Below are 22,908 nucleotides of genomic sequence, written 5' to 3'. Positions count from 1 at the left end.
GAACAAAATTCATTATAATACAATTTCCCGGGTGTGTCAATGATTTTTACTATTATTAATAATAAACTTCAATTAAACACAAACCTTGGGGTGAACATGTTTTGCCTGCTTTTTTTCGATCTCTACTTAATATTATTTTAGGTATATCTTCTGCTTTTATTTTTCCATTTCCTGCATCTATAAGCGTTCCTATCATAATTCTTGCCATATTATATAAAAATCCATCAGCAGCTATATATACTTTGATATAGTGTTCGTTCTTAACTATATCAACTTTACTAATAGTTCTTGTAGTCGTTTTAACTGAACTTCCAATATTCCTAAAAGCTTCAAAATCATGAGTTCCTATAAAAAATTTTGCAGCATCCTTCATTTTCTCTATATCTAAACTCTTTTTATAGTGATATGAAAAATTTCTACATATGGGCATTCTTACTTCTGTATTTAGTATTGTATAGCAATACATCTTCCCTTTTGAATCATATCTAGCATGAAAATCATCATGAACTTGTGAGGACTTAATTACAGATATATCTTCTGGTAATACATGATTTAATGCTTCTCTAAACTTTTCTACAGGAATATTACTACTAGTCTTAAAATTACATACGTATCCTTTAGCATGGACTTTACTATCGGTTCTGCTACAACCAATCACTTCAACTTTTTCCCCAGTGATCTTAGAGATTGCATTTTCAACTGTTCCTTGAACGGTTTCTCCCTTAGGCTGTTTTTGCCAACCCATATAATTAGTTCCATCATATTCTAGTATTAACTTAACGTTTTTCATATATATATCCCTTTATTCTACTACATCTAAAATCTCATATATATAACTATTATAGTTAATGCAGACATAACAATCATTCCTACATAATCTCTCGAAGTTACTTTTAGTATCTTCATTCTAGTTCGGCCTTCTCCACCTCTATAGCATCTAGCTTCCATTGCCATTGCTAATTCATCAGCTCTTCTAAAGGAGCTAATAAATAGCGGTACAAGTAGTGGTATAAGGCTTTTAGCTCTATTAACTATACTTCCACTTTCAAAATCTGCACCTCTTGCCTTTTGAGCCTTCATTATTTTATCAGTCTCATCCATTAAAGTAGGTATAAATCGTAGTGCTATAGTCATCATCATGGCAAGTTCATGAGCTGGTACACCAATTTTCTTAAATGGTCCTAGTAATTTTTCTATTCCATCAGTAAGTTCTATTGGTGATGTAGTTAATGTTAATAGAGATGTTCCTATAATAAGAAAAGTAAGTCTTAGTATCATAAATATAGCTGTTACTATACCTTCTTTATATATTTTAATAAATCCCCATTGCCATAATAATACGTTACCTCTAGTTAAAAACACATTAAATAGTGCCGTTATTATCATTAATATAAATATAGGCTTTAATCCCTTATATATATATCTAAATTGAATCTTAGATACAATTATAGCCATCATTGTAAATATAAAAATAACAATATATCCTGAGAACTCTTTTATTAAAAATAAGTCTATTATAAAGAGTAAGGAAAATAGTATTTTTACCCTAGCATCTAATTTATGGACAAATGACTCTCCAGGTATATATTGGCCTATGGTAATATCTTTAATCATATTTACTCCTCCACAACTTTATAAAAGAGCCTAGTTTTTTGCTAGTATCTTAAGTAACTCTTTTTTAGCTTGTTCTAATGTGAAAATATCATCAGGTAATTCAAATCCAACCCTTCTCAATTCTCGCATAAGATATGTTACCTGTGGAACTGCAAGACCTACATTTTCTAATGTATCTACTTCTTTGAATATTTCTTGTGGTGTACCATCTAATACACATTTTCCTTCATCCATTACCAATATACGGTCTGCAACCTTTGCCACATCCTCCATGCTATGAGATACAAGAATGATAGTCATGTTATAGGATTTATGAAGCTTATATAGCTCTCCTAGAATTTCATCTCTCCCCTTAGGGTCTAATCCAGCTGTTGGTTCATCTAATATTAAAACCCTTGGTTCCATAGCTACAACTCCAGCTATTGCTACTCTTCTTTTTTGTCCTCCACTTAGGTCAAATGGAGATTTATTTCTGTAAGTTTCATAGTCTAAACCTACCATGTCCATGGCTCTTTTAGTTCTTGCTAAAGCTTCCACATCATTAAGCCCTAAATTCTTAGGTCCAAACATTATGTCCTTTTCTATTGTTTCCTCAAAAAGTTGATACTCTGCATATTGGAATACTAATCCAACTTTTTTTCTTATGTCCGTAAGCTTAACTCCACTAGCAGTAATATCTACACCATCAACAAATATTTTTCCTTTGTTAGGTTTTAATAACCCATTCATGTGTTGTATCAAAGTAGATTTACCTGAGCCTGTATGTCCAATGAGGGCTACAAATTCGCCATCATTTATATTCACATTAACATTACTAAGGGCAACCTTTTCAAAGGGAGTTTTAGCCATATATATATGAGTTAAATTTTCTATTTTAATTGACATAATTCTCTCACCATCTCATCTATAGTTAATATATCCGATTTTATATTAACACCTGATTTATTTAATTCATAAGCCAATTCTGTCATTTGCGGTACATCCAAACCTAAGTTTTTCATAATTTCTACATTTTGAAATACTTCTCTTGGCTTTCCTTCTACTATAACTTTTCCTGAATCCATAACATATATCTTATCTGCTGCAACAGCTTCTTCCATAAAGTGTGTTATGTATACTATTGTAATCCCATTGTTTTTATTTAAATCCATTATCGTATTTATAACTTCTTTTCTTCCAGATGGATCAAGCATGGCTGTTGGCTCATCTAATACTATGCATTCAGGCATCATAGCTAATATACCAGCAATAGCTACACGTTGCTTTTGACCCCCAGATAGAAGATGTGGTCCATGTTTTTTATAATCATACATGTTTACTCTCTTAAGTGACTCGTCTACTCTTCTTCTTATCTCCTTAGGTTCTACGCCTAAATTTTCAGGTCCAAAAGCTACATCCTCTTCTACTATAGTTGCAACAATTTGGTTATCAGGGTTTTGAAAAACCATACCCGCTTTGCTTCTTACATTCCATATGTTTTCTTCTTTACTAGTATCATATCCAGACACACTAATTTTGCCCTCTGTTGGAATTAAGAGTGCATTTATATGTTTTGCAAAAGTAGATTTTCCTGATCCATTATGACCTAATACAACTACAAACTCACCCTTATTAATGGTAATATTAACACCATCTATAGCCAATTTTATATTACCTTCACTATCCGGAGGATAAGTGTATCTCAAGTTTTCACTAATAACTTCCGGTACTTTTTCACTGGATGAATTTAAATTATTTATTTTATTAATTTCATTAAGCTTTTCAATTTGATTATCTCTAGAATTTATATTAGTTTCCATCAATTATCCCTCCATTAGAGAGTTACTATCTAATACTCAATTTTATAACAAAACGGGGACTAAGTTAGCCTTACTTAATCCCCTTGAATTATTATACTAATTCTAATACAACAACCTCTGCTCCGTCGCCTCTTCTAGGTCCCATTTTCATTATTCTAGTGTATCCACCATTTCTCTCAGCGTACTTTGGAGCTACGTTATCAAATAAATTCTTAACAACATCCTCTTCTGTAACAAATGCAAGCACTTGTCTTCTAGCATGAAGATCTCCTCTTTTAGCTAAAGTTATCATTTTCTCAGCTAATCTTTTAGTTTCTTTTGCTCTAGCTTCAGTTGTTTCAATTCTACCGTGCTTTAAGAAACTAGTCGTAAGATTTCTAAGCATTGCCATTCTTTGATCAGTTGGACGTCCTAACTTACGTTGCTGTGCCATCTCTATACCTCCTTACTCCTCGCTAGGTTTGAATCCCAATCCTAAGCCTTCAAGTTTTTGCTCAACCTCTTCAAGAGATTTCTTTCCTAGGTTTCTTACCTTCATCATATCATCCATTGATTTTTCTGTTAACTCTTGAACAGTATTAATACCAGCTCTCTTTAAGCAGTTAAAGCTTCTAACAGATAAATCTAGTTCTTCTATAGTCATTTCTAGAACTTTTTCTTTCTTATCTTCTTCTTTTTCTATCATTATTTCAACATTATCTGCATGATCAGTTAATGTCATAAATAGTTTAAAGTGTTCAATAAGAATTTTAGCTGATAAACCAATAGCTTCATCAGGTCTAATAGTTCCATTTGTCCAAATTTCTATAGTTAATTTATCATAATCTGTGATCTGTCCTACTCTTGTATTCTCAACTGTAAAGTTAACTCTTTTAACTGGAGTATATATTGAATCAACAGGTATAGTTGATATTGGCTTATCATCAGTTTTGTTCTTATTTTGAGAAACATAACCTCTACCACTATTAATATTTATCTCCATAAATAACTTTCCACCATCATCTAGGGTAGCAATATGAAGATCCTTATTAACTACTTCAACATCTCCGTCCACTTTAATATCTGCTCCTGTAACTTCACCAGGACCTTCAGCATCAATATATATTGTTCTTGGGCCCTCACCAGACATCTTAAGTGCTAATTCTTTTATATTTAGAATTAACTCAGAAACATCTTCTTTAACTCCATGTATAGTTGAGAATTCGTGTAAAACACCATCAATTTTAATCGAATTAGCAGCAACTCCAGGTAGTGAAGAAAGAAGAATTCTTCTTAATGCATTACCTAAAGTTATTCCATAACCTCTTTCTAATGGTTCAACAACAAATTTGCCATATGTACCATTTTCAGCGGTTTCAACACATTCTATTTTTGGCTTTTCAATTTCTAACATTTATAACCCTCCTTTTAAATTTAGTGGTTTTTTTATATCGAGGGCAACTGATTACATTATTGACTATTTACTGTATAACTCAACGATTAATGTTTCGTTAACAGGAACGTCTATGTCTTCTCTTGCTGGTATTGAAGCAACCTTACCTTCAAATGATTCAATATTTCCTTCTAACCAAGTTGGTAGAGTTTTTGGATTTTCAGCAAAAACTTTGAATTTTTCAGAAGATCTGCTTTTTTCTCTAACTGATATAACATCTCCAGCTTTAACAGAGTAAGATGCGATATCTACTTTTTTACCATTTACTAAGAAATGTCCGTGGTTTACTAATTGTCTAGCTTCAACTCTTGAGCTTCCGTATCCTAATCTATAAACAACGTTATCTAATCTTAATTCTAGGAATTTTAATAGGTTTTCACCTGTAATTCCTCTTTGCTTTTCAGCTTTCTCATAGTACTTTCTAAATTGTCCTTCTAGAACTCCATATATTCTCTTAGCTTTTTGCTTTTCTCTTAATTGAGTTCCATAGTTTGACATTTTCTTTCTGCTTTGACCGTGTTGACCTGGTGCATAACCTCTTCTAGTAAAAGCGCACTTCTCAGTGAAGCATCTGTCACCTTTAAGGTTAAGCTTAAGGCCCTCTCTTCTACAAAGTCTGCATGTAGCGCCTGTGTATCTTGCCATTCATTACACCTCCTGTTAATTAAACTCTTCTTCTTTTTGGTGGTCTACATCCATTGTGTGGAATTGGAGTTACATCTTTGATTAAAGTAACTTCTAATCCTGCAGCTTGAAGTGATCTTATAGCCGCTTCTCTACCTGCTCCTGGACCTTTAACATAAACTTCTATGCTTTTTAAACCATGTTCCATCGCTGCTTTAGCTGCTGTTTCAGCTGCCATTTGAGCTGCAAATGGAGTACTTTTTCTTGAACCTCTAAATCCTAATCCACCAGCACTTGCCCATGACAATGCGTTTCCAGCTGCATCAGTAAGTGTAACGATGGAATTATTGAAAGTAGATTTTATGTGTGCAGCACCGTGCTCAACATTTTTTCTTTCTTTTTTTCTTCTACTTCTAACTTTCTTTTGAGCCATTATATTCCCTCCTTACTATTTCTTCTTGCCTGCTATAGTCTTCTTAGGACCTTTTCTTGTTCTTGCATTAGTCTTAGTCTTTTGACCTCTAACTGTAAGACCTTTTCTATGTCTTATTCCTCTATAACATCCGATTTCTTTAAGTCTCTTTATATCTAAGGCAACTTTTCTTCTAAGATCACCTTCAACCATTATGCTCTTATTTACATAATCTCTTAATGTGTTTACTTCATCTTCAGTTAAATCCTTGATTCTTGTATCAGGATTCACTCCTGTAGCTTCAAGTATTTCATGAGATTTTGGTAGTCCTATACCAAATATATAAGTTAGACCTATCTCAACTCTTTTTTCTTTTGGTAGGTCAATACCTGCAATTCTTGCCATCTACAATCTACACCTCCTAAGTATCACTACTTATTTATTTTCATTAACCTTGTTTTTGTTTATGTTTAGGATTTTCACAGATAACCATTACTCTTCCTTTTCTTTTTATAACTTTACATTTTTCACATATAGGTTTAACTGATGGTCTTACCTTCATAGCTAACCCTCCTTATTACTTATCTCTCCAAGTTATTCTCCCACGAGTCAAATCATATGGAGAAAGTTCTACTGTAACCTTATCGCCTGGTAAAATTCTTATAAAGTTCATTCTTAACTTTCCAGAAATATGAGCAAGTATCTTGTGCCCACTCTCTAATTCAACTTGGAAAGTTGCATTAGGTAGAGTTTCTAAAACGACACCTTGCATTTCAATTATATCATCTTTTGACATAAGGGTAATCAAACCTCCTCTATTATATCCTCAACCTGCAAAAATTTTCTTATTTTAGAATTACTGATCTTTCCATCACATAAGATAGCACTTCTAATATCTTCAGCCAAAATATTTGTAAAAGATAAATGTTTAATTTTCTTTTTCTTTGGCCTATCAATTTTTCTAAGGTCTCCATCTGAAATATAGACATACTCATCGTCTATTATACCAATAATGATAAAGTATTTTCCTTTATCTCTTCCTGATTTTGAATGTACTACCTTACCTAAAAGGCTGTCATCATCCACATTAGTCACCTCATTAGCTCAAAGTTAGTATTTCTACACCTTCATTAGTTATTGCTATAGTATTTTCATAATGGGCAGATAACTTTCCATCACTAGTCACTACAGTCCAACCATCTGGCTTAATTTTAACTTTGTAATTTCCCATGTTTATCATAGGTTCAATTGCAAGTACTACACCGTGTACTAACTTAGGACCTTTACCAGCAGTGCCGTAATTAGGAACTTGTGGGTCTTCATGCATAGAAGTTCCTATGCCGTGTCCAACAAAATCCCTAACCACAGAATATCCAAAACTCTCAGCATGCTTTTGAATAGCTGCTGAAATATCGGTAAGTCTGTTCCCCACTACTGCTTTTTCAATGCCCTTAAAGAAAGATTCTTTAGTGACATCTATTAGATGTTGTGCTTCCTTAGAAATATTTCCTACTGGAAAAGTTCGTGCAGCATCACCATGATAGCCATTAAGTATTGCTCCACAATCAACACTGATTATATCTCCTTCAACTAATACGGTGTCATTCGGGATACCATGTATTACTACATCATTTACTGATGCACATATTGATCCTGGGAATCCTCCATATCCTTTAAAAGAAGGTATAGCTCCTTGTGCTAATATAAACTCTTCAGCAAGTTTATCAATTTCTGCAGTGGTTATTCCTGGTTTTATTACCTTTTGAATCATTGCTAGGGTATCGGCAACAACCTTACCAGCACTCCTCATATATTCTAGTTCTGTATCACTCTTAATATTCATCACTATTTATCGCTCCTAAGATACCACAGATATTCTTAAAAACATCATTAATAGCTTGCGTTCCATCAACCTCTGCTAATAGATTTTTCTCTCTATAATATTCTATTAACGGTTGTGTTTGTGCATCATATATTTCAAGTCTTTCACTTACTGTCGCTTCATTATCATCTGCTCTTTGTATTACAACGCTACCGCAAACGTCGCATTTTCCATCGTTTTTAGTAGGATTATATTTTACGTGATAACTAGCTCCACAAGTAGTACATACACGTCTTCCTGTCATTCTATCTATAATAAAACCCTTAGGAACTTCAATCAATAAGGCAGTGTCTAGTTTTAAACTCATTTCTTTAAGTAAAACTTCTAAAGCCTCTGCTTGATTTACAGTCCTTGGATAACCATCTAGTAAAAATCCATTTTTGCAGTCATCCTGCTTTAATCTATCTTTAATTAAATCGATAGTTAATTCATCTGGTACTAGATGACCTTTATCTATATATTTTTTAGCTTCAATCCCTAAAGGCGTTGCTTGAGAGATATTATATCTAAAAATATCTCCAGTAGATATGTGTGGTATAGAGTATTTATTACAGATTGACTTTGCCTGAGTTCCTTTTCCGGCTCCAGGAGGACCTAATAAAATAACTCTCACTAGTATCAACTCCAAATTAAAATTTTTATTTAAGGAACCCTTCATAATGTCTCATTACTAGCTGGGATTCTAATTGTTTCATAGTATCTAGAGATACACCAACTAAAATTAGTAAACTAGTTCCACCAAATGAAACTCCCTTAAAATTACTGAATATAGCTGCTAATATAGGCACTATAGCTATAATTCCAGCAAATGTTCCACCTAAAAGGGATATTCTTGTCAAAATCTTCTCTAAGTAAATTTCAGTTTTTTCACCTGGCCTTATACCTGGAATAAATCCTGACGATTTATTCATATTCTCTGCCATCTCATCTGGTTTGAAAGTAATTATAGTATAGAACCAAGCAAAGAATAGTACTAATAAAAAGTATGCTACTACATATCTCATAGTATCTTGCTGAAATATACTCCAAGAACTCTTATTAACAAATACCGCAAAGGAAGATTCAGGCCATATTTGTGCTATAACCGCTGGAAATTGCATTACTGACATACCAAAGATTATCGCCATAACTCCAGAAGAATTTAATCCTATTGGAATATGTGATGATTGACCTTTTATAACTTTTCTTCCTATTGCTTTACCGGCATATTGCACTGGAATTCTTCGTTCTGCTAAATTTATAACAATTACTGTAATTAATAAAGCTAAAGCTACTGCTACGAATATTACAACCTCTACCGGACTAACTTCTCCTGTTTTAAGAAGCCCTGCTATTTGATAAGCTGTTTGTGGTAGTGAAGATATTATATTTACAAATATAATAACAGAAACACCACTTCCAATTCCATATACTGAAATTTGTTCACCTATCCATACTAACAAAGCTGTACCTGTTGTCATTGTTAGTATTATTAGTAAAAGGCCCATTGAACCTTCTATCAATATAGCTCCTGAGCTTTTAATTAAAGCATATGCTGCATATGCTTGAATAACAGCAAATACTAGAGCTGCATATTTAGTATAGTTCTGTATTTTTTTTCTTCCTTCTTGACCTTCTTTAGAAAGTTGTTCTAAATAAGGAATTGCAATTGTAAGTAATTGAATTATAATCGATGCATTGATATACGGAGTAACACCTAAAGCAAATATACTAAACTTACTAAAAGCCCCTCCTGCAATCATGTCATAGAAACTTAGAAGGGAACCAGAATTACTACTAACTAAAGTTGCAATCTTACTAGCATCCACTCCTGGTACTGGGATAAACACACCCATTCTAAAAATTACCACTATCATTAATGTAAATAGTATTCTTTTTCTTAGCTCAGGAACTCTCCAAGCGTTTCGTAGGGTTGATAACATCTATATCACCTCAACTTTTCCTCCTGCCGCTTCAATCTTCTCTGCTGCAGCTTTGGAAATCTTATTAGCTTTAACAGTTAATTTCTTTTCAATGTTACCATTTCCAAGAATCTTTATCCCATCGTTTACTCTCTTAGCCATTCCAGATTCACGAAGTAACTCTGGAGTAACTACAGTTCCATCCTCAAATATGTTTAGTCTATCTACGTTTATACAAGTATATTCTTTAGCAAATATATTTGTAAATCCTCTCTTAGGTAGTCTTCTATATAAAGGCATTTGACCTCCCTCAAATCCTGGTCTTACACCACCACCAGATCTTGAGTTTTGTCCTTTTTGACCTTTTCCAGCAGTTTTACCCCAACCTGAACCAGTACCTCTACCGATTCTCTTAGGAGATTTTTTTGCACCTTCTGCAGGTCTTAACTCATGAAGTCTCATATTTACACCTCCTTAGTTTAAGCTTCTTCTACTTTTAGTAGGTAACTTACTTTATTAATCATACCTCTGATCTGAGGAGTCTCCTCGTGCTCAACAGTTTTACCTATTTTTCTTAATCCAAGAGCCTCTACAGTAGCAATATGATCTTTCTTTCTACCAATTAAACTCTTTACTAATGTTAATTTAACTTTAGCCAAGGTTTTCCCCTCCTATCCTAGAATTTCTTCAACAGTTTTGCCTCTAAGTTTTGCAACTTGCTCTGCTGTTCTTAATTTTGATAATCCATCTATAGTTGCGCTAACCATATTTCTTGGGTTATTTGAACCTAATGATTTAGCTCTAACGTCTTTTAATCCTGCAAGCTCAAGTACTGCTCTTGCTGGACCTCCAGCGATAACACCTGTTCCTTCTGAAGCTGGCATTATGTGAACTGTACCAGTTCCAAATTTACCATCTATAGTATGAGGAACTGTAGTTCCATCTAATTCAACTTTAACGATGTTCTTTTTAGCATCTTCGATACCTTTTCTAATTGCTTCTGGTATTTCGATAGATTTTCCCATTCCAACACCAACGTGTCCGTTCTCATCACCAACAACTACTAGTGCGCTGAATCTGAAGTTTCTACCACCTTTAACAACCTTAGCAACTCTGTTTATGTGTACAACTTTCTCTTTAAGATCAAGTGTGCTAGGATCTATTTTCATGTGTGTACCTCCTTTTTTTAGAATTTAAGTCCTGCTTCTCTTGCACCTTCTGCAAGCATTTGTACTCTTCCGTGGTATACATATCCACCTCTATCGAATACAACTTCAGTAATTCCTGCTTCTATTGCTTTTTTAGCTACTACTTCACCAACTAGTTTAGCAGCTTCCTTATTGCTACCAACTTTTAGAGAAAAGTCTTTATCTAAACTAGATGCAGCAACTAATGTTCTTCCAGCAACATCATCTATAATTTGAGCGTATATGTTCTTTTCACTTCTGAACACTGCAAGTCTTGGTCTTTCAGCTGTTCCATGAATTTTCTTACGTACTCTTAAATGACGTCTTTCTCTTGATAGCTTTCTATCAGCTTTATTGAACATGAAATTCTCTCCTTTCTAATAGCTATTATTTACCAGTCTTACCTTCCTTACGTCTGATAACTTCATCAGAGTACTTAATACCCTTTCCTTTGTAAGGCTCAGGTTTTCTCCAAGTTCTTATATCAGCTGCAACTTTACCAACTAATTCCTTGTCGATTCCTTTTACTACTATAGTATTAGCATCTGTTAATTCAAATGTAATTCCATCTACAGCAGCTATTTCAACTGGGTGTGAGAATCCTAGGTTTAAAGTTAATCCCTTACCTTTTGCTGTTGCTCTATATCCAACACCAACTAATTGTAATGTCTTAGCGAAACCATTAGTTACTCCAATTACCATATTATTTAATAATGCTCTAGTTAATCCGTGTAGAGCTCTATGTTCTTTTATATCGCTTGGTCTTGTAACGACCACTTGATTATCCTCTATAGCTATGTTTATATTCTTCACCATTGTTCTAGTTAATTCCCCTTTAGGTCCTTTAACTGTAACAACGTTGTCTGGCGTTACTGTAACAGATACACCAGCTGGTATAGCTATTGGAAGTCTTCCTACTCTTGACATAATCGCACCTCCTTGTTCATAAACTACCAGATGTAGCAGATAACTTCTCCGCCTAATCCTAATTTTCTAGCTTCTCTATCAGAAACTAATCCTTTAGAAGTTGATATTATTGCAACTCCTAATCCATTTAAAACTTTAGGGATATCATCCTTACCACTATAAACTCTTAGTCCTGGTTTAGATATTCTCTTAAGTCCTGTTATAACTCTCTCTTTATTTTGGCCATATTTCATGCTAAGTCTTAACATTGAAACAGTTCCATCTTGATATTCTTCTATATTTTTAATATATCCTTCTTGAAGCATAATATTTGCTATGCCTTTCTTTATTGTTGAAGAAGGAACTTCTACTATTTCATGTCTAACAATATTTGCATTTCTTACACGTGTTAGCAAATCTGCTATCGGATCAGTCATATTCATTAATTGTGCCTCCTTTCGCTATGATCTGTATATTACCAGCTTGCCTTTTTGCATCCAGGAATTTGTCCTTTATAAGCAAGTTCTCTGAAACATATACGGCAAATACCAAATTTTTTTAAGACAGAATGTGGTCTTCCACATAATCTGCATCTAGAGTATTCTCTAGTTGAATATTTTGGTTCTTTTTTCCACTTTTCTATTAAAGCTTTACGTGCCAAGTCATTCCCTCCTTTTATTGAGCAAATGGCATTCCAAGGAATCTTAATAATTCTCTTGCTTCCTCGTCTGTCTTTGCAGTAGTTACAAATATTATATCCATTCCTCTTACTTTATCAATTTTATCATATTCTATTTCAGGGAATATTAATTGTTCTTTTATTCCTAAAGCATAATTTCCTCTTCCATCAAATGACTTAGTAGGAACGCCTCTGAAGTCTCTAACTCTTGGTAATGCTATATTCATTAATTTGTCCGCAAATTGGAACATCTTATCTTTTCTTAATGTAACTTTACATCCAATTGCCATGTTATCTCTTATTTTAAAGTTGGCAACTGATTTTTTTGCTCTAGTTAATACAGCTTTTTGTCCAGTGATTAATTGCATATCACTTACAGCAGCATCTAAAACTTTAGAGTTATCTTTAGCTTCGCCAACTCCCATATTTATAACTATTTTTTCAAGTCTAGGTACTTGCATTATATTTTTGTATCCGAACTTATCCATCATAGCTGGTATTACTTCACTATTGTATTTCTCTTGTAGTCTTGTAACCATTTGTTAAACCTCCTTTCGCGAATTAAAATGTTTCTCCGCACTTTTTGCAAACTCTAACTTTTGTACCATCATCAAGTACTTTATTGCTTATTCTAGTTACGCTCTTACATTTATCGCAATATAGCATAACTTTTGAGCTGTTAATAGCTGCTTCAAAGTTAACTATTCCACCTTGCATATTTTGTCTGTTTGGTTTTTGATGTTTAGTTACTACGTTAACGCCAGCAACTACAACTTTTCCAGTCTTAGGATAAACAGCTAAAACTTCTCCAGTTTTACCTTTATCTTTTCCAGAGATAACCATAACAGTGTCTTTCTTTCTAACATGAACTTTCATCTTTGCTACCCCCTATCCTATAGTACTTCAGGTGCTAGTGACAATATTTTATTATATTCTTTATCTCTTAGCTCCCTAGCAACAGGTCCGAAGATACGAGTTCCTTTTGGATTCTTATCGTCTTTTATAATAACAGCTGCGTTCTCATCAAATCTGATATAAGTCCCGTCTGCTCTTCTCAAACCTTTAACTGATCTAACAATAACTGCTTTTACTACGTCACCTTTTTTAACAACTCCACCTGGTGTTGCACTTTTAACGCTAGCAACAATTACGTCTCCGATGTTTCCCCATTTTCTTTTGGAACCACCGAGTACTCTAATACACATTATTTCTTTAGCACCAGAGTTATCCGCTACTTTTAATAATGTTTGTTGTTGTATCATGTAAATACCCTCCCTTCAGTTAACTATTTAGCTCTTTCCATGATTTCAACAAGTCTCCATCTCTTATCCTTAGATAATGGTCTTGTTTCCATTATTAATACTCTATCGTTAACTTTTGCTTCATTATTTTCATCATGAGCCTTAAATTTAGTTGTTCTATTAACTGTTTTTCCATATAATGGATGTCTAACTTTAGTTTCAACAGCAACAACAATTGTCTTATCCATTTTGTCAGAAACTACTCTTCCGATTCTACTTTTTCTATTTCCTCTTTCCACAAGATGAACCTCCTTTCAGTATTACTGCTCACAAGCCCTTAATTCTTCTTCTCTAAGGATGGTTTTAATTTGGGCTATAGACTTCTTAACCTGTTTAATTCTCATTGGGTTTTCTAACTGTCCTGTAGCTAACTGAAATCTAAGGTTAAATAATTCTGATTTAAGATCAGATAGTTTTACATTTAAATCTTGAGGAGTACTTTGTCTCAACTCTTTCAATTCATTAGCCTTCATTGATTTCACCACCCATTTCCTCAAAATCTCTTCTAGTAACAAATTTGGTTGTTACTGGTAATTTGTGAGACGCAAGTCTCATAGCTTCTCTAGCAGCTTCTTCAGATACTCCAGATATTTCAAATAATACTCTACCTGGTTTAATTACTGCTACCCAGTACTCTGGTGAACCTTTACCAGATCCCATACGTGTTTCAGCTGGTTTTTCAGTTACTGGCTTATCAGGGAAGATTTTTATCCAAACCTTTCCTCCTCTTTTAACGTATCTATTTATAGCTATTCTGGCAGATTCGATTTGGTTGCTTGTAATCCAACCGCACTCTGTTGCTTGTAAAGCATAATCTCCATAAGCAATGAAGTTACCTCTTGTAGCTTTACCTCTCATTCTACCACGTTGTACCTTACGATGTTTAACTCTTTTAGGCATTAACATGTCAAATTCCTCCTTCCTTACACGTTATTATGAGTTACTTTCTTCCTTCTGAACTTTCTTAGTTGGAAGAACCTCACCTTTATACACCCAAACTTTTACACCAATTTTACCATAGATTGTATTAGCTTCTGTAAATCCATAGTCGATATCAGCTCTTAAAGTTTGTAGTGGGATTGTTCCCTCATGATACTGCTCTGTTCTTGCGATTTCAGCTCCGCCTAATCTTCCTGAACATGCAGTCTTAACTCCTTTAACACCTGTTCTCATAGCTCTTTGAATCGTTTGTTTCATAGCTCTTCTGAAAGATATTCTCTTTTCTAATTGAGCTGCTATGTTTTCAGCCATTAATTGTGCATTGTTTTCTGGTGTTTTAACTTCTACTATGTTAATTAAAACAAATTTATCTTTAACAACTTCTTTTAATGCAACTTTAAGCTCTTCTATACTTTGACCGCCTTTTCCTATAACCATTCCAGGTTTTGCGGTATGTATATTTATTTTAACTCTTTTAGCTGCTCTTTCTATCTCAATTTTAGATATTCCAGCAGTGAATAATCTTTTCTTTATATATTCTCTGATAGCATTATCTTCAACTAAGTTATCTGCAAAATTTTTCTTGTCTGCATACCATTTAGCGTCCCAATCCTTGATAACACCAACTCTTAGGCCGTGTGGATGTACTTTTTGACCCACTCTATATCCCTCCTTCTTATGCTCTTTCTTTAACTACTATAGTTATATGGCTAGTTCTTTTTAAAATTCTGAATGCTCTACCTTGAGCGTGTGGTCTAAATCTCTTTAATGTTGGACCTGCACCTGTATGAGCCTCTGCAACATATAATCTATTTCTGTCTAAATTAAAATTGTTTTCTGCATTCGCAACAGCTGATTTTAATAACTTATTAATAACAACAGCTGCATCTTTTGGAGTATATTGTAATATAGCGAAAGCTTCATTTACATTCTTATCTCTTATAAGGTCAAGAACAATCCCAACTTTCATAGGAGACATTCTTACATATTTAGCTATAGCTTTAGCTTCCATTGGTAATTTCCTCCTTCCCGTACTATCTCATTCTACTTGATTTTTCCTTCGCGATATGACCTTTAAAAGTTCTAGTCAAAGCGAACTCTCCAAGTTTATGTCCTACCATATCTTCTTGAACATATACTGGAACATGTTTTCTTCCATCATGTACAGCAATTGTGTGTCCTATCATTTGAGGAAAAATTGTAGAGCTTCTTGACCAAGTCTTTATAACTTTCTTCTCGCCAGCTTTGTTCATTTCTTCTATTTTATTTAGAAGAGACTCTTTTACAAAAGGTCCTTTTTTAATTGATCTACTCACTATTAGTGGCCTCCCTTCATGTAAAGTAGTTATAATCAGAAGAGAATTTATTTCTCTTCTAACTATTTACTATTTCTTTTCTTAACAATAAATTTGTCAGAGTATTTCTTAGTTTTTCTAGTTTTGTATCCAAGAGCTGGTTTACCCCATGGAGTACGTGGACTAGCATGACCTACTGGAGATTTACCTTCTCCACCTCCGTGTGGGTGGTCATTAGGGTTCATTACAGATCCTCTTACTGTTGGTCTGATACCCATATGTCTCTTTCTTCCTGCTTTACCTATATTAACAATTTCGTGAGTTAAGTTTGAAACTGTTCCTATTGTAGCTCTGCAGTTTACTCTTACATATCTAACTTCTCCGCTTGGTAGTCTTACTTGAGCGTAAGCTCCTTCTTTAGCCATTAATTGAGCTGAAGAACCTGCTGATCTAACAAGTTGAGCACCTTTTCCTACTTGTAATTCAATGTTATGAATTATTGTACCTACTGGTATGTTAGTTATTGGAAGTGTATTTCCAACTTTAATGTCTGCATCTGATCCAGATACTACAACATCTCCAACTTTTAATCCAACTGGAGCTATTATGTATCTCTTTTCACCATCTGCATATACAACTAATGCGATGTAAGCTGATCTATTAGGATCGTACTCGATAGTTGCAACTTTAGCTGGTATACCATCTTTAGTTCTTTTAAAATCTATTAATCTATATTTTTGTTTCGCTCCACCACCGTGGTGACGAACAGTAATTTTACCTTGAGCATTTCTACCACCAGTTTTTTTCTTACTTACAAGAAGTGACTTTTCAGGTACATCTGTTGTTATTTCCTCAAATGAAGCCATAGTCATATTTCTTCTTGAAGGAGTGGTAGGGTTAAATTTTTTAACTGCCATTAGGTTTCCCTCCCTTTTCGCTTATCTGGCTCTAGCCAATAAATGCGTTATATTATTGCATTCCTTCAAAGAATTCAATTGTTTTGCTGTCAGCTGCTAATTTAATAACTGCTTTTTTGAAGTCAGCTCTTTTTCCAATGTGAACTCCAACTCTTTTAGTTTTACCTAAATTTCTTAGAGTTTTAACATCTTCAACTTTTACTCCGAAAACTTCTTCAACAGCTTTTTTTATTTGAACTTTGTTTGCGTGTATGTCAACGATGAAAGTGTATTTTCTTTCTGCCATAGCAGCCATACTTTTTTCAGTTATAACAGGTTTTCTTATTATATCATAACTAGTCATTTTCATTATGCATACACCTCCTCAATTTTTGATACAGCGTCTCTAGTAATCATTAAGTTTTCATACTTTAATATGTCGTAAACATTTATGTTGTTTACAGGCACTACAGCTACTCCAGGAATGTTTCTTGCTGATTTATAAACATTCTCATTAGACTCAGCTACAACTATTAATGTTTTTTTAGTTTCAAAAGCATTAAGAACTTTTACCATATCTTTAGTTTTTGGTGCATCGAAAGCCAAGCTTTCTAATACTATCATTTCATTATCTTGTACTTTTGAAGTTAAAGCTGATTTCATAGCTACTCTTCTCATACTCTTTGGAACGGAAACTCTGTAATCACGTGGTTTTGGTGCAAATACGATACCCCCGTGAATCCATTGTGGAGCTCTTATAGAACCTTGTCTTGCTCTTCCTGTTCCTTTTTGTCTCCAAGGCTTAATTCCTCCGCCTCTTACTTCAGCTCTTGTCTTAGCACTTTGAGTTCCTTGTCTTTTATTAGCTAATTGAGCTAATACAACTTGGTGCATTGCTTCAACACTAACTTCTACTCCGAAAATGCTATCATTTAATTGAATTTCTCCAACTTCTTTTTTCTCAGTGTTATACACTTTTACTGTAGGCATTCTGCATCCTCCTTTCCTTATGCTTTAACAGCGTTTCTTATTACTACTAAACCTTTGTTTGGTCCTGGTATTCCGCCTTTTATAAGAATAATATTCTTTTCAGGTATTACTCTTACTACTTCTAGATTTAGCACTGTAGTATTAACATTTCCCATATGACCAGGCATTTTTTTATTCTTAAATGTTCTTGATGGGTCTGATGATGCTCCCATTGAACCTACTGCTCTATGGAATTTAGAACCGTGGCTCATTGGTCCTCTGTGGAAGTTCCATCTTTTTATAACGCCAGCGAATCCTTTTCCTTTAGATATTCCAGATACGTCAATTTTATCTCCTGCTGCGAAGATTTCTGCTTTTATTTCAGAACCTACTTCGTAAGCACTTGTATCCTCTAATCTAAATTCTTTTATGTGTCTTCTTACAACAACACCAGCTTTTGCGAATTCACCTTTCTTAGGTTTATTCACTAACTTTTCTCTTATATCTCCAAATCCAACTTTTATGGCTTCATATCCATCATTTTCTACTGTTTTCTTTTGGATTACTACACATGGACCAGCTTCTACAACTGTTACAGGTACTACTCTTCTATTTTCATCAAATATTTGAGTCATTCCTAATTTTTTACCCATTATAGCTTTTTTCATTTAAATACACCTCCTACTTATTAGCGGACCACATTGTGATCATAATAGTTAGTAATAGTTTTTCTATTACCCGTACATCATAGTTCAATTTCATGTACTATGTACGATTATAATTTTATTTCGATATCTACACCTGCTGGTAAGTCTAATCTCATTAACGCATCAACAGTTTTTGGTGATGGACTTAATATATCGATTAGTCTTTTATGAGTTCTGATTTCGAACTGCTCTCTTGAATCTTTGTATTTGTGTGGAGCTCTTAGAACAGTTATTACATCTTTCTCAGTTGGTAGCGGTACTGGACCAGCTACTTTAGCTCCTGTGTTTTTAGCAGTCTCAACAATCTTCTCTGCTGATTGATCTAGTATTGTGTGATCAAACGCTTTTAATCTGATTCTGATTTTTTGTTTTGACATTTCATTCCCTCCTTTTCATCGCACGCTATTACTTCTTACGCGCAACAGCGGAAGTTCTGTAAACTGCTCCTGGCGTTTCTTGTTTTAAGAAACACAACAGCACAACAGACCCCGTCGCCCAATTCTTGATTGAGCATGCTCGGTTAAGAATTCCCCCGGAAGCCCGGCAACCTCTTACCTCATCGCTGTTACCATATTGCAACTTCTATAGTATACATTATTTTGTTAGCTTTGACAAGAGTTTTTATTCATTTTTTACTCTTGTAAATTTTTAATATCTTTAATTTTCTTTAATAAAAATATTATATATTTAATATGTAACTTTACTAACTATTTGTTTATATAATTGCCTAAAATTCAGAATATATAAAGATATTAGTAAACTTTTTTTATTTTTAATTAAATATACTATATAAGTTATATTTATGTATAGTACATCATATAACATTTAAATTCAATAGGTAAAATAATGAAAATCTATTATTATAGATTTTTCTCCATATTTATTTATACAATTCATATTTCATTATTGTATATATTGTAGGAGAAGTTATTTAGACATAAAAAAGAGAGATAGGCGTCCCCATCTCTCTTTTTACCTAGGTTTTATTGTGCACATTTCCTTTTCAGGACAATAAATAATTTATTATTTTAAATCTTAATTATTCGATTATAGAAGTTACAACTCCTGATCCTACTGTTCTTCCACCTTCTCTGATTGCGAATCTTAATCCTTCATCCATTGCGATTGGAGTGATTAATTCTACGTTCATATCTATGTGGTCTCCTGGCATTACCATTTCCATTCCATCTGGTAATTTGATTGATCCTGTTACGTCTGTTGTTCTGAAGTAGAACTGTGGTCTGTATCCATCAAAGAATGGTGTATGTCTTCCACCTTCTTCTTTTTTAAGTACGTATACTTGACCTACGAACTTCATATGTGGATGTACTGATCCACTTTTTGCTAATACTTGACCTCTTTGTATATCTGCTCTTTGTACTCCTCTTAATAGAGCTCCGATGTTATCTCCTGCTTGTGCTTCATCTAGAAGTTTTCTGAACATCTCTACTCCTGTACATACTACTTTTCTCTTCTCTTCTGTTAATCCTACGATTTCGATTTCGTCTCCAACTTTTAGTATTCCAGTCTCAACTCTTCCTGTTGCTACTGTTCCTCTTCCTGTTATTGTGAATACGTCCTCTACTGGCATTAAGAATGCTTTATCTGTTGCTCTTTCTGGAGTTGGGATATAGCTATCTACTGCTGCCATTAAGTCCATGATGCATTGTGTTGCTGCTTCATCTGTTGGGCTTTCTAATGCTTTTAATGCTGATCCTGTTACTATTGGAATATCGTCTCCTGGGAAGTCATACTCAGATAATAATTCTCTGATTTCCATTTCTACTAATTCTAATAATTCTGGATCATCTACCATATCTGCTTTATTTAAGAATACAACTATGTATTGTACTCCTACTCTTGATGCTAGAAGTATGTGCTCTCTTGTTTGAGGCATTGGACCGTCTGCTGCACTTACTACTAGGATTGCTCCATCCATTTGTGCTGCTCCTGTAATCATGTTCTTAACATAGTCTGCGTGTCCTGGACAGTCAACGTGAGCATAGTGTCTTGTTTCTGTTTGATACTCTACGTGTGATGTATTGATTGTGATTCCTCTTTCCTTCTCTTCTGGTGCTTTATCTATATCAGCATAGTTGAATGCTTCTGCATATCCTCTACTTGCTAATACTGTTGTTATTGCTGCTGTTAATGTTGTCTTACCGTGGTCTACGTGTCCTATTGTTCCAATATTAACGTGCGGTTTGCTTCTTTCAAATTTTTCCTTTGCCATTTCTTATTCCTCCTCAATTAGAAAACATTTTTATTTTCACTTTATATATATTCTTAATTACTTTTTAGCTAATTGCTCTTGAATACTCTTTGGAACTTCTTCATAGTGATCAAATACCATTGAGTAAACACCTCTACCTTGTGTTTTTGATCTTAAAGTAGTTGCATATCCAAACATTTCAGATAATGGAACGAAGGCTCTAATAATTTGAGCTCCATTAATAGCTTCCATACCATCAATTCTTCCTCTTCTTGAGTTTACATCTCCCATTACATCTCCCATGTACTCTTCTGGAACTGTAATTTCAACTTTTTCCATTGGCTCAAGTAATACTGGGTCTGCTTTAGCCATAGCATTTTTAAATGCCATAGATCCAGCAATTTTAAATGCCATTTCTGATGAGTCAACTTCGTGGTATGATCCGTGTACAAGTCTAATCTTAAAGTTGATAGTCTCGTAACCAGCAATTATACCATTCTTAGCTGCTTCTCTTATACCATTATCAATTGGAGCAATATATTCTTTAGGAATAGCTCCTCCTACAACAGCATTTTCAAATACATATTCACCTTCGATTGGTTCCATTTCTATTACGCAGTGACCATATTGTCCTTTACCACCTGATTGCTTAGCATATTTAGCTTCAGCCTTAACAGCTTTTCTAATTGTTTCTTTATAAGCAACTTGTGGTGCACCAACGTTACATTCAACTTTGAATTCTCTTGTTAATCTATCTACGATAATATCTAAGTGCAACTCACCCATACCAGCGATGATTGTTTGACCTGTTTCTTGATTAGTATAAGTTTTGAATGTTGGATCTTCTTCAGCAAGTTTTGCTAAAGCTATTCCTAATTTTTCTTGACCAGCTTTTGTCTTTGGCTCAATAGCTACAGATATAACTGGCTCTGGGAATTCCATTGATTCAAGAATTATTGGTTTATCTTCAGAACATAAAGTATCTCCTGTTGTAGTTCCTTTAAGTCCAATAACTGCTCCGATTTCACCTGCTTCTAACTCTTCTACTTCTTCTCTATGGTTAGCATGCATTTTAACAAGTCTTCCAATTCTTTCCTTTTTACCCTTAGTTGAGTTAAGTACATAAGTACCACCTTTCATTATACCTGAGTAAACTCTTGTAAATGCAAGTTTCCCTACAAATGGGTCAGTAGCAATTTTAAATGCTAAAGCAGACATTGGAGCTTCATCTGATGCTTCTCTTGAATCTTCTTCTCCATCTAATGTAGTACCATTAACAGCAGGGATATCTAATGGAGATGGTAAATAAGCAACAACGCCATTTATCATTTCTTGAACCCCTTTGTTTTTATATGATGATCCACATATACATGGAACTATTTCATTTGCTATAGTAGCTTTTCTTAAAGCAACATGTAATTCCTCTTCAGTGATTTCTTCACCTTCAAGGTATTTTTCCATTAAAGTCTCATCAGTTTCTGCTATAGCTTCTACCATAGCCATTCTATACTCTTCAGCCTTATCAGCTAATTCTGCAGGAATTTCTTCAATTCTTACATCTGTTCCTAAATCATCATAAGTTATGATAGCATGATTAGCTATTAAGTCTATCATTCCCTTAAAGTTCTCTTCTGCACCTACAGGAATTTGTATTGGTACTGCATTAGCTTTTAATCTATCTCTTACAGTCTTAATACATCTAAAGAAATCAGCACCTGTAGCATCCATTTTATTAACATAAATCATTCTTGGAACACCATACTTGTCTGCCTGTCTCCAAACAGTTTCAGTTTGTGGTTCAACTCCACTCTTTGCGTCAAGTACTGTAACCGTTCCATCTAGTACTCTTAATGATCTCTCAACTTCAACAGTGAAATCTACGTGTCCAGGAGTGTCTATAATATTTAATTCATGATCATTCCAAAAACATGTTGTTGCAGCAGAAGTAATTGTTATACCTCTTTCTTGTTCTTGAACCATCCAGTCCATTTGAGATGCACCTTCATGAGTTTCTCCTATCTTATGAGTTTTACCAGTATAAAATAAAATACGCTCTGTTGTTGTAGTTTTACCTGCATCTATGTGAGCCATAATTCCGAAATTACGAAATTTCTCTAAAGGGTATTTTCTAGCCATTCCTATTTCCTCCTCTT

38 protein-coding genes are annotated in these 22,908 nt (G+C 34.1%); all 38 read right to left on the bottom strand.

Features of this window, described 5'->3' with window-relative positions; genetic code table 11:
• Window positions 1–55 precede the first annotated feature (55 nt).
• On the bottom strand, window positions 56–790 hold the full coding sequence (gene truA / locus ACTNBA_RS04190) for a tRNA pseudouridine(38-40) synthase TruA (RefSeq protein ID WP_441072760.1): 735 nt from the start codon (window positions 788–790) through the stop codon (window positions 56–58).
• A 26-nt stretch (window positions 791–816) separates the two neighbouring features.
• Window positions 817–1,614, bottom strand: a complete 798-nt coding sequence (locus ACTNBA_RS04185; protein WP_150845886.1) for a CbiQ family ECF transporter T component — start codon at window positions 1,612–1,614, stop codon at window positions 817–819.
• Between the two features lie 30 nt (window positions 1,615–1,644).
• Window positions 1,645–2,499: an energy-coupling factor transporter ATPase gene (locus ACTNBA_RS04180; RefSeq protein ID WP_441072758.1), complete on the bottom strand. Its 855-nt coding sequence runs from the start codon at window positions 2,497–2,499 to the stop codon at window positions 1,645–1,647.
• Complete coding sequence (locus tag ACTNBA_RS04175; RefSeq protein ID WP_441072756.1) at window positions 2,484–3,413, bottom strand: energy-coupling factor transporter ATPase; 930 nt, start codon at window positions 3,411–3,413, stop codon at window positions 2,484–2,486. The genes ACTNBA_RS04180 and ACTNBA_RS04175 overlap by 16 nt, the downstream gene beginning before the upstream one ends.
• Window positions 3,414–3,504: 91 nt before the next feature.
• The gene (rplQ, locus tag ACTNBA_RS04170) at window positions 3,505–3,846 is read right to left on the bottom strand and encodes a 50S ribosomal protein L17 (protein WP_035133348.1); all 342 of its coding nucleotides are present in this window, start codon (window positions 3,844–3,846) and stop codon (window positions 3,505–3,507) included.
• Between the two features lie 12 nt (window positions 3,847–3,858).
• Window positions 3,859–4,806 (bottom strand): DNA-directed RNA polymerase subunit alpha, encoded by a 948-nt coding sequence (locus ACTNBA_RS04165; RefSeq protein ID WP_035133346.1) that lies wholly within the window; start codon window positions 4,804–4,806, stop codon window positions 3,859–3,861.
• A gap of 63 nt (window positions 4,807–4,869) precedes the next feature.
• Window positions 4,870–5,490 carry a 30S ribosomal protein S4 gene (gene rpsD, locus ACTNBA_RS04160; protein ID WP_150845882.1) on the bottom strand — a complete coding sequence of 207 codons (621 nt, stop codon included), beginning with the start codon at window positions 5,488–5,490 and terminating at the stop codon, window positions 4,870–4,872.
• A 19-nt stretch (window positions 5,491–5,509) separates the two neighbouring features.
• Entirely contained in the window at window positions 5,510–5,902 is a 393-nt protein-coding gene (gene rpsK, locus ACTNBA_RS04155) for a 30S ribosomal protein S11 (protein WP_035133342.1), read from the bottom strand.
• A 15-nt stretch (window positions 5,903–5,917) separates the two neighbouring features.
• Window positions 5,918–6,286, bottom strand: a complete 369-nt coding sequence (gene rpsM / locus ACTNBA_RS04150; protein ID WP_441072752.1) for a 30S ribosomal protein S13 — start codon at window positions 6,284–6,286, stop codon at window positions 5,918–5,920.
• Between the two features lie 43 nt (window positions 6,287–6,329).
• Window positions 6,330–6,443, bottom strand: a complete 114-nt coding sequence (gene rpmJ / locus ACTNBA_RS04145) for a 50S ribosomal protein L36 (protein ID WP_003373491.1) — start codon at window positions 6,441–6,443, stop codon at window positions 6,330–6,332.
• Window positions 6,444–6,458: 15 nt separating this feature from the next.
• Entirely contained in the window at window positions 6,459–6,677 is a 219-nt protein-coding gene (gene infA / locus ACTNBA_RS04140) for a translation initiation factor IF-1 (RefSeq protein ID WP_035133338.1), read from the bottom strand.
• Between the two features lie 8 nt (window positions 6,678–6,685).
• Window positions 6,686–6,967 carry an RNA-binding protein gene (locus tag ACTNBA_RS04135; protein WP_441072749.1) on the bottom strand — a complete coding sequence of 94 codons (282 nt, stop codon included), beginning with the start codon at window positions 6,965–6,967 and terminating at the stop codon, window positions 6,686–6,688.
• A gap of 13 nt (window positions 6,968–6,980) precedes the next feature.
• Window positions 6,981–7,727, bottom strand: a complete 747-nt coding sequence (gene map / locus ACTNBA_RS04130; RefSeq protein WP_035133335.1) for a type I methionyl aminopeptidase — start codon at window positions 7,725–7,727, stop codon at window positions 6,981–6,983.
• The gene (locus ACTNBA_RS04125; protein WP_035133451.1) at window positions 7,714–8,376 is read right to left on the bottom strand and encodes an adenylate kinase; all 663 of its coding nucleotides are present in this window, start codon (window positions 8,374–8,376) and stop codon (window positions 7,714–7,716) included. Before ACTNBA_RS04125 ends, map begins: the two co-directional genes overlap by 14 nt.
• Window positions 8,377–8,401: 25 nt before the next feature.
• A complete protein-coding gene (gene secY, locus ACTNBA_RS04120; RefSeq protein ID WP_441072747.1) occupies window positions 8,402–9,685 on the bottom strand; it encodes a preprotein translocase subunit SecY in 1,284 nt (427 codons plus the stop codon).
• The gene (gene rplO / locus ACTNBA_RS04115; RefSeq protein ID WP_035133331.1) at window positions 9,686–10,126 is read right to left on the bottom strand and encodes a 50S ribosomal protein L15; all 441 of its coding nucleotides are present in this window, start codon (window positions 10,124–10,126) and stop codon (window positions 9,686–9,688) included.
• A gap of 17 nt (window positions 10,127–10,143) precedes the next feature.
• A complete protein-coding gene (rpmD, locus tag ACTNBA_RS04110) occupies window positions 10,144–10,323 on the bottom strand; it encodes a 50S ribosomal protein L30 (RefSeq protein ID WP_035133328.1) in 180 nt (59 codons plus the stop codon).
• A 12-nt stretch (window positions 10,324–10,335) separates the two neighbouring features.
• Window positions 10,336–10,833: a 30S ribosomal protein S5 gene (gene rpsE, locus ACTNBA_RS04105; RefSeq protein ID WP_035133326.1), complete on the bottom strand. Its 498-nt coding sequence runs from the start codon at window positions 10,831–10,833 to the stop codon at window positions 10,336–10,338.
• 17 nt (window positions 10,834–10,850) lie between these two features.
• Window positions 10,851–11,213, bottom strand: a complete 363-nt coding sequence (gene rplR / locus ACTNBA_RS04100; protein ID WP_150845878.1) for a 50S ribosomal protein L18 — start codon at window positions 11,211–11,213, stop codon at window positions 10,851–10,853.
• A 25-nt stretch (window positions 11,214–11,238) separates the two neighbouring features.
• Window positions 11,239–11,778 carry a 50S ribosomal protein L6 gene (rplF, locus tag ACTNBA_RS04095; RefSeq protein WP_035133322.1) on the bottom strand — a complete coding sequence of 180 codons (540 nt, stop codon included), beginning with the start codon at window positions 11,776–11,778 and terminating at the stop codon, window positions 11,239–11,241.
• A 23-nt stretch (window positions 11,779–11,801) separates the two neighbouring features.
• On the bottom strand, window positions 11,802–12,200 hold the full coding sequence (gene rpsH / locus ACTNBA_RS04090) for a 30S ribosomal protein S8 (RefSeq protein ID WP_035133320.1): 399 nt from the start codon (window positions 12,198–12,200) through the stop codon (window positions 11,802–11,804).
• Between the two features lie 32 nt (window positions 12,201–12,232).
• On the bottom strand, window positions 12,233–12,418 hold the full coding sequence (locus ACTNBA_RS04085) for a type Z 30S ribosomal protein S14 (protein ID WP_035133318.1): 186 nt from the start codon (window positions 12,416–12,418) through the stop codon (window positions 12,233–12,235).
• 14 nt (window positions 12,419–12,432) lie between these two features.
• Window positions 12,433–12,975: a 50S ribosomal protein L5 gene (gene rplE, locus ACTNBA_RS04080; protein ID WP_035133316.1), complete on the bottom strand. Its 543-nt coding sequence runs from the start codon at window positions 12,973–12,975 to the stop codon at window positions 12,433–12,435.
• A gap of 22 nt (window positions 12,976–12,997) precedes the next feature.
• On the bottom strand, window positions 12,998–13,312 hold the full coding sequence (gene rplX / locus ACTNBA_RS04075) for a 50S ribosomal protein L24 (RefSeq protein ID WP_035133314.1): 315 nt from the start codon (window positions 13,310–13,312) through the stop codon (window positions 12,998–13,000).
• Between the two features lie 17 nt (window positions 13,313–13,329).
• Window positions 13,330–13,698: a 50S ribosomal protein L14 gene (gene rplN, locus ACTNBA_RS04070; RefSeq protein WP_035133311.1), complete on the bottom strand. Its 369-nt coding sequence runs from the start codon at window positions 13,696–13,698 to the stop codon at window positions 13,330–13,332.
• 23 nt (window positions 13,699–13,721) lie between these two features.
• Window positions 13,722–13,976 (bottom strand): 30S ribosomal protein S17, encoded by a 255-nt coding sequence (gene rpsQ / locus ACTNBA_RS04065; RefSeq protein ID WP_035133308.1) that lies wholly within the window; start codon window positions 13,974–13,976, stop codon window positions 13,722–13,724.
• A gap of 21 nt (window positions 13,977–13,997) precedes the next feature.
• Complete coding sequence (gene rpmC / locus ACTNBA_RS04060) at window positions 13,998–14,210, bottom strand: 50S ribosomal protein L29 (RefSeq protein ID WP_035133305.1); 213 nt, start codon at window positions 14,208–14,210, stop codon at window positions 13,998–14,000.
• The gene (gene rplP / locus ACTNBA_RS04055) at window positions 14,200–14,643 is read right to left on the bottom strand and encodes a 50S ribosomal protein L16 (RefSeq protein WP_035133300.1); all 444 of its coding nucleotides are present in this window, start codon (window positions 14,641–14,643) and stop codon (window positions 14,200–14,202) included. Before rplP ends, rpmC begins: the two co-directional genes overlap by 11 nt.
• 27 nt (window positions 14,644–14,670) lie before the next feature.
• On the bottom strand, window positions 14,671–15,336 hold the full coding sequence (gene rpsC, locus ACTNBA_RS04050) for a 30S ribosomal protein S3 (RefSeq protein ID WP_150845876.1): 666 nt from the start codon (window positions 15,334–15,336) through the stop codon (window positions 14,671–14,673).
• A gap of 16 nt (window positions 15,337–15,352) precedes the next feature.
• Window positions 15,353–15,688: a 50S ribosomal protein L22 gene (gene rplV / locus ACTNBA_RS04045; protein ID WP_150845875.1), complete on the bottom strand. Its 336-nt coding sequence runs from the start codon at window positions 15,686–15,688 to the stop codon at window positions 15,353–15,355.
• A gap of 22 nt (window positions 15,689–15,710) precedes the next feature.
• A complete protein-coding gene (gene rpsS / locus ACTNBA_RS04040) occupies window positions 15,711–15,992 on the bottom strand; it encodes a 30S ribosomal protein S19 (RefSeq protein WP_035133294.1) in 282 nt (93 codons plus the stop codon).
• A 62-nt stretch (window positions 15,993–16,054) separates the two neighbouring features.
• A complete protein-coding gene (rplB, locus tag ACTNBA_RS04035; RefSeq protein ID WP_035133291.1) occupies window positions 16,055–16,888 on the bottom strand; it encodes a 50S ribosomal protein L2 in 834 nt (277 codons plus the stop codon).
• A 52-nt stretch (window positions 16,889–16,940) separates the two neighbouring features.
• Complete coding sequence (gene rplW, locus ACTNBA_RS04030; protein ID WP_150845873.1) at window positions 16,941–17,237, bottom strand: 50S ribosomal protein L23; 297 nt, start codon at window positions 17,235–17,237, stop codon at window positions 16,941–16,943.
• Window positions 17,237–17,857, bottom strand: a complete 621-nt coding sequence (gene rplD / locus ACTNBA_RS04025; RefSeq protein ID WP_035133287.1) for a 50S ribosomal protein L4 — start codon at window positions 17,855–17,857, stop codon at window positions 17,237–17,239. The genes rplW and rplD overlap by 1 nt, the downstream gene beginning before the upstream one ends.
• A 17-nt stretch (window positions 17,858–17,874) precedes the next feature.
• Window positions 17,875–18,504 carry a 50S ribosomal protein L3 gene (gene rplC / locus ACTNBA_RS04020; protein ID WP_346876707.1) on the bottom strand — a complete coding sequence of 210 codons (630 nt, stop codon included), beginning with the start codon at window positions 18,502–18,504 and terminating at the stop codon, window positions 17,875–17,877.
• Between the two features lie 107 nt (window positions 18,505–18,611).
• Window positions 18,612–18,920, bottom strand: coding sequence for a 30S ribosomal protein S10 (rpsJ, locus tag ACTNBA_RS04015; RefSeq protein WP_035133283.1), 309 nt, complete (start codon window positions 18,918–18,920; stop codon window positions 18,612–18,614).
• Window positions 18,921–19,582: 662 nt separating this feature from the next.
• Window positions 19,583–20,776 carry an elongation factor Tu gene (tuf, locus tag ACTNBA_RS04010; protein ID WP_346847802.1) on the bottom strand — a complete coding sequence of 398 codons (1,194 nt, stop codon included), beginning with the start codon at window positions 20,774–20,776 and terminating at the stop codon, window positions 19,583–19,585.
• 57 nt (window positions 20,777–20,833) lie between these two features.
• Window positions 20,834–22,891 (bottom strand): elongation factor G, encoded by a 2,058-nt coding sequence (gene fusA / locus ACTNBA_RS04005; RefSeq protein ID WP_035135026.1) that lies wholly within the window; start codon window positions 22,889–22,891, stop codon window positions 20,834–20,836.
• Window positions 22,892–22,908: the final 17 nt, after the last annotated feature.

Origin of the sequence: Clostridium sulfidigenes, assembly GCF_052067195.1 — a bacterium.
GTDB classification, from domain to species: Bacteria; Bacillota; Clostridia; order Clostridiales; family Clostridiaceae; genus Clostridium_J; species Clostridium_J sulfidigenes.
Note: the sequence above shows the minus strand (reverse complement) of the source record. Positions and strands in the feature narration are given on the sequence as shown.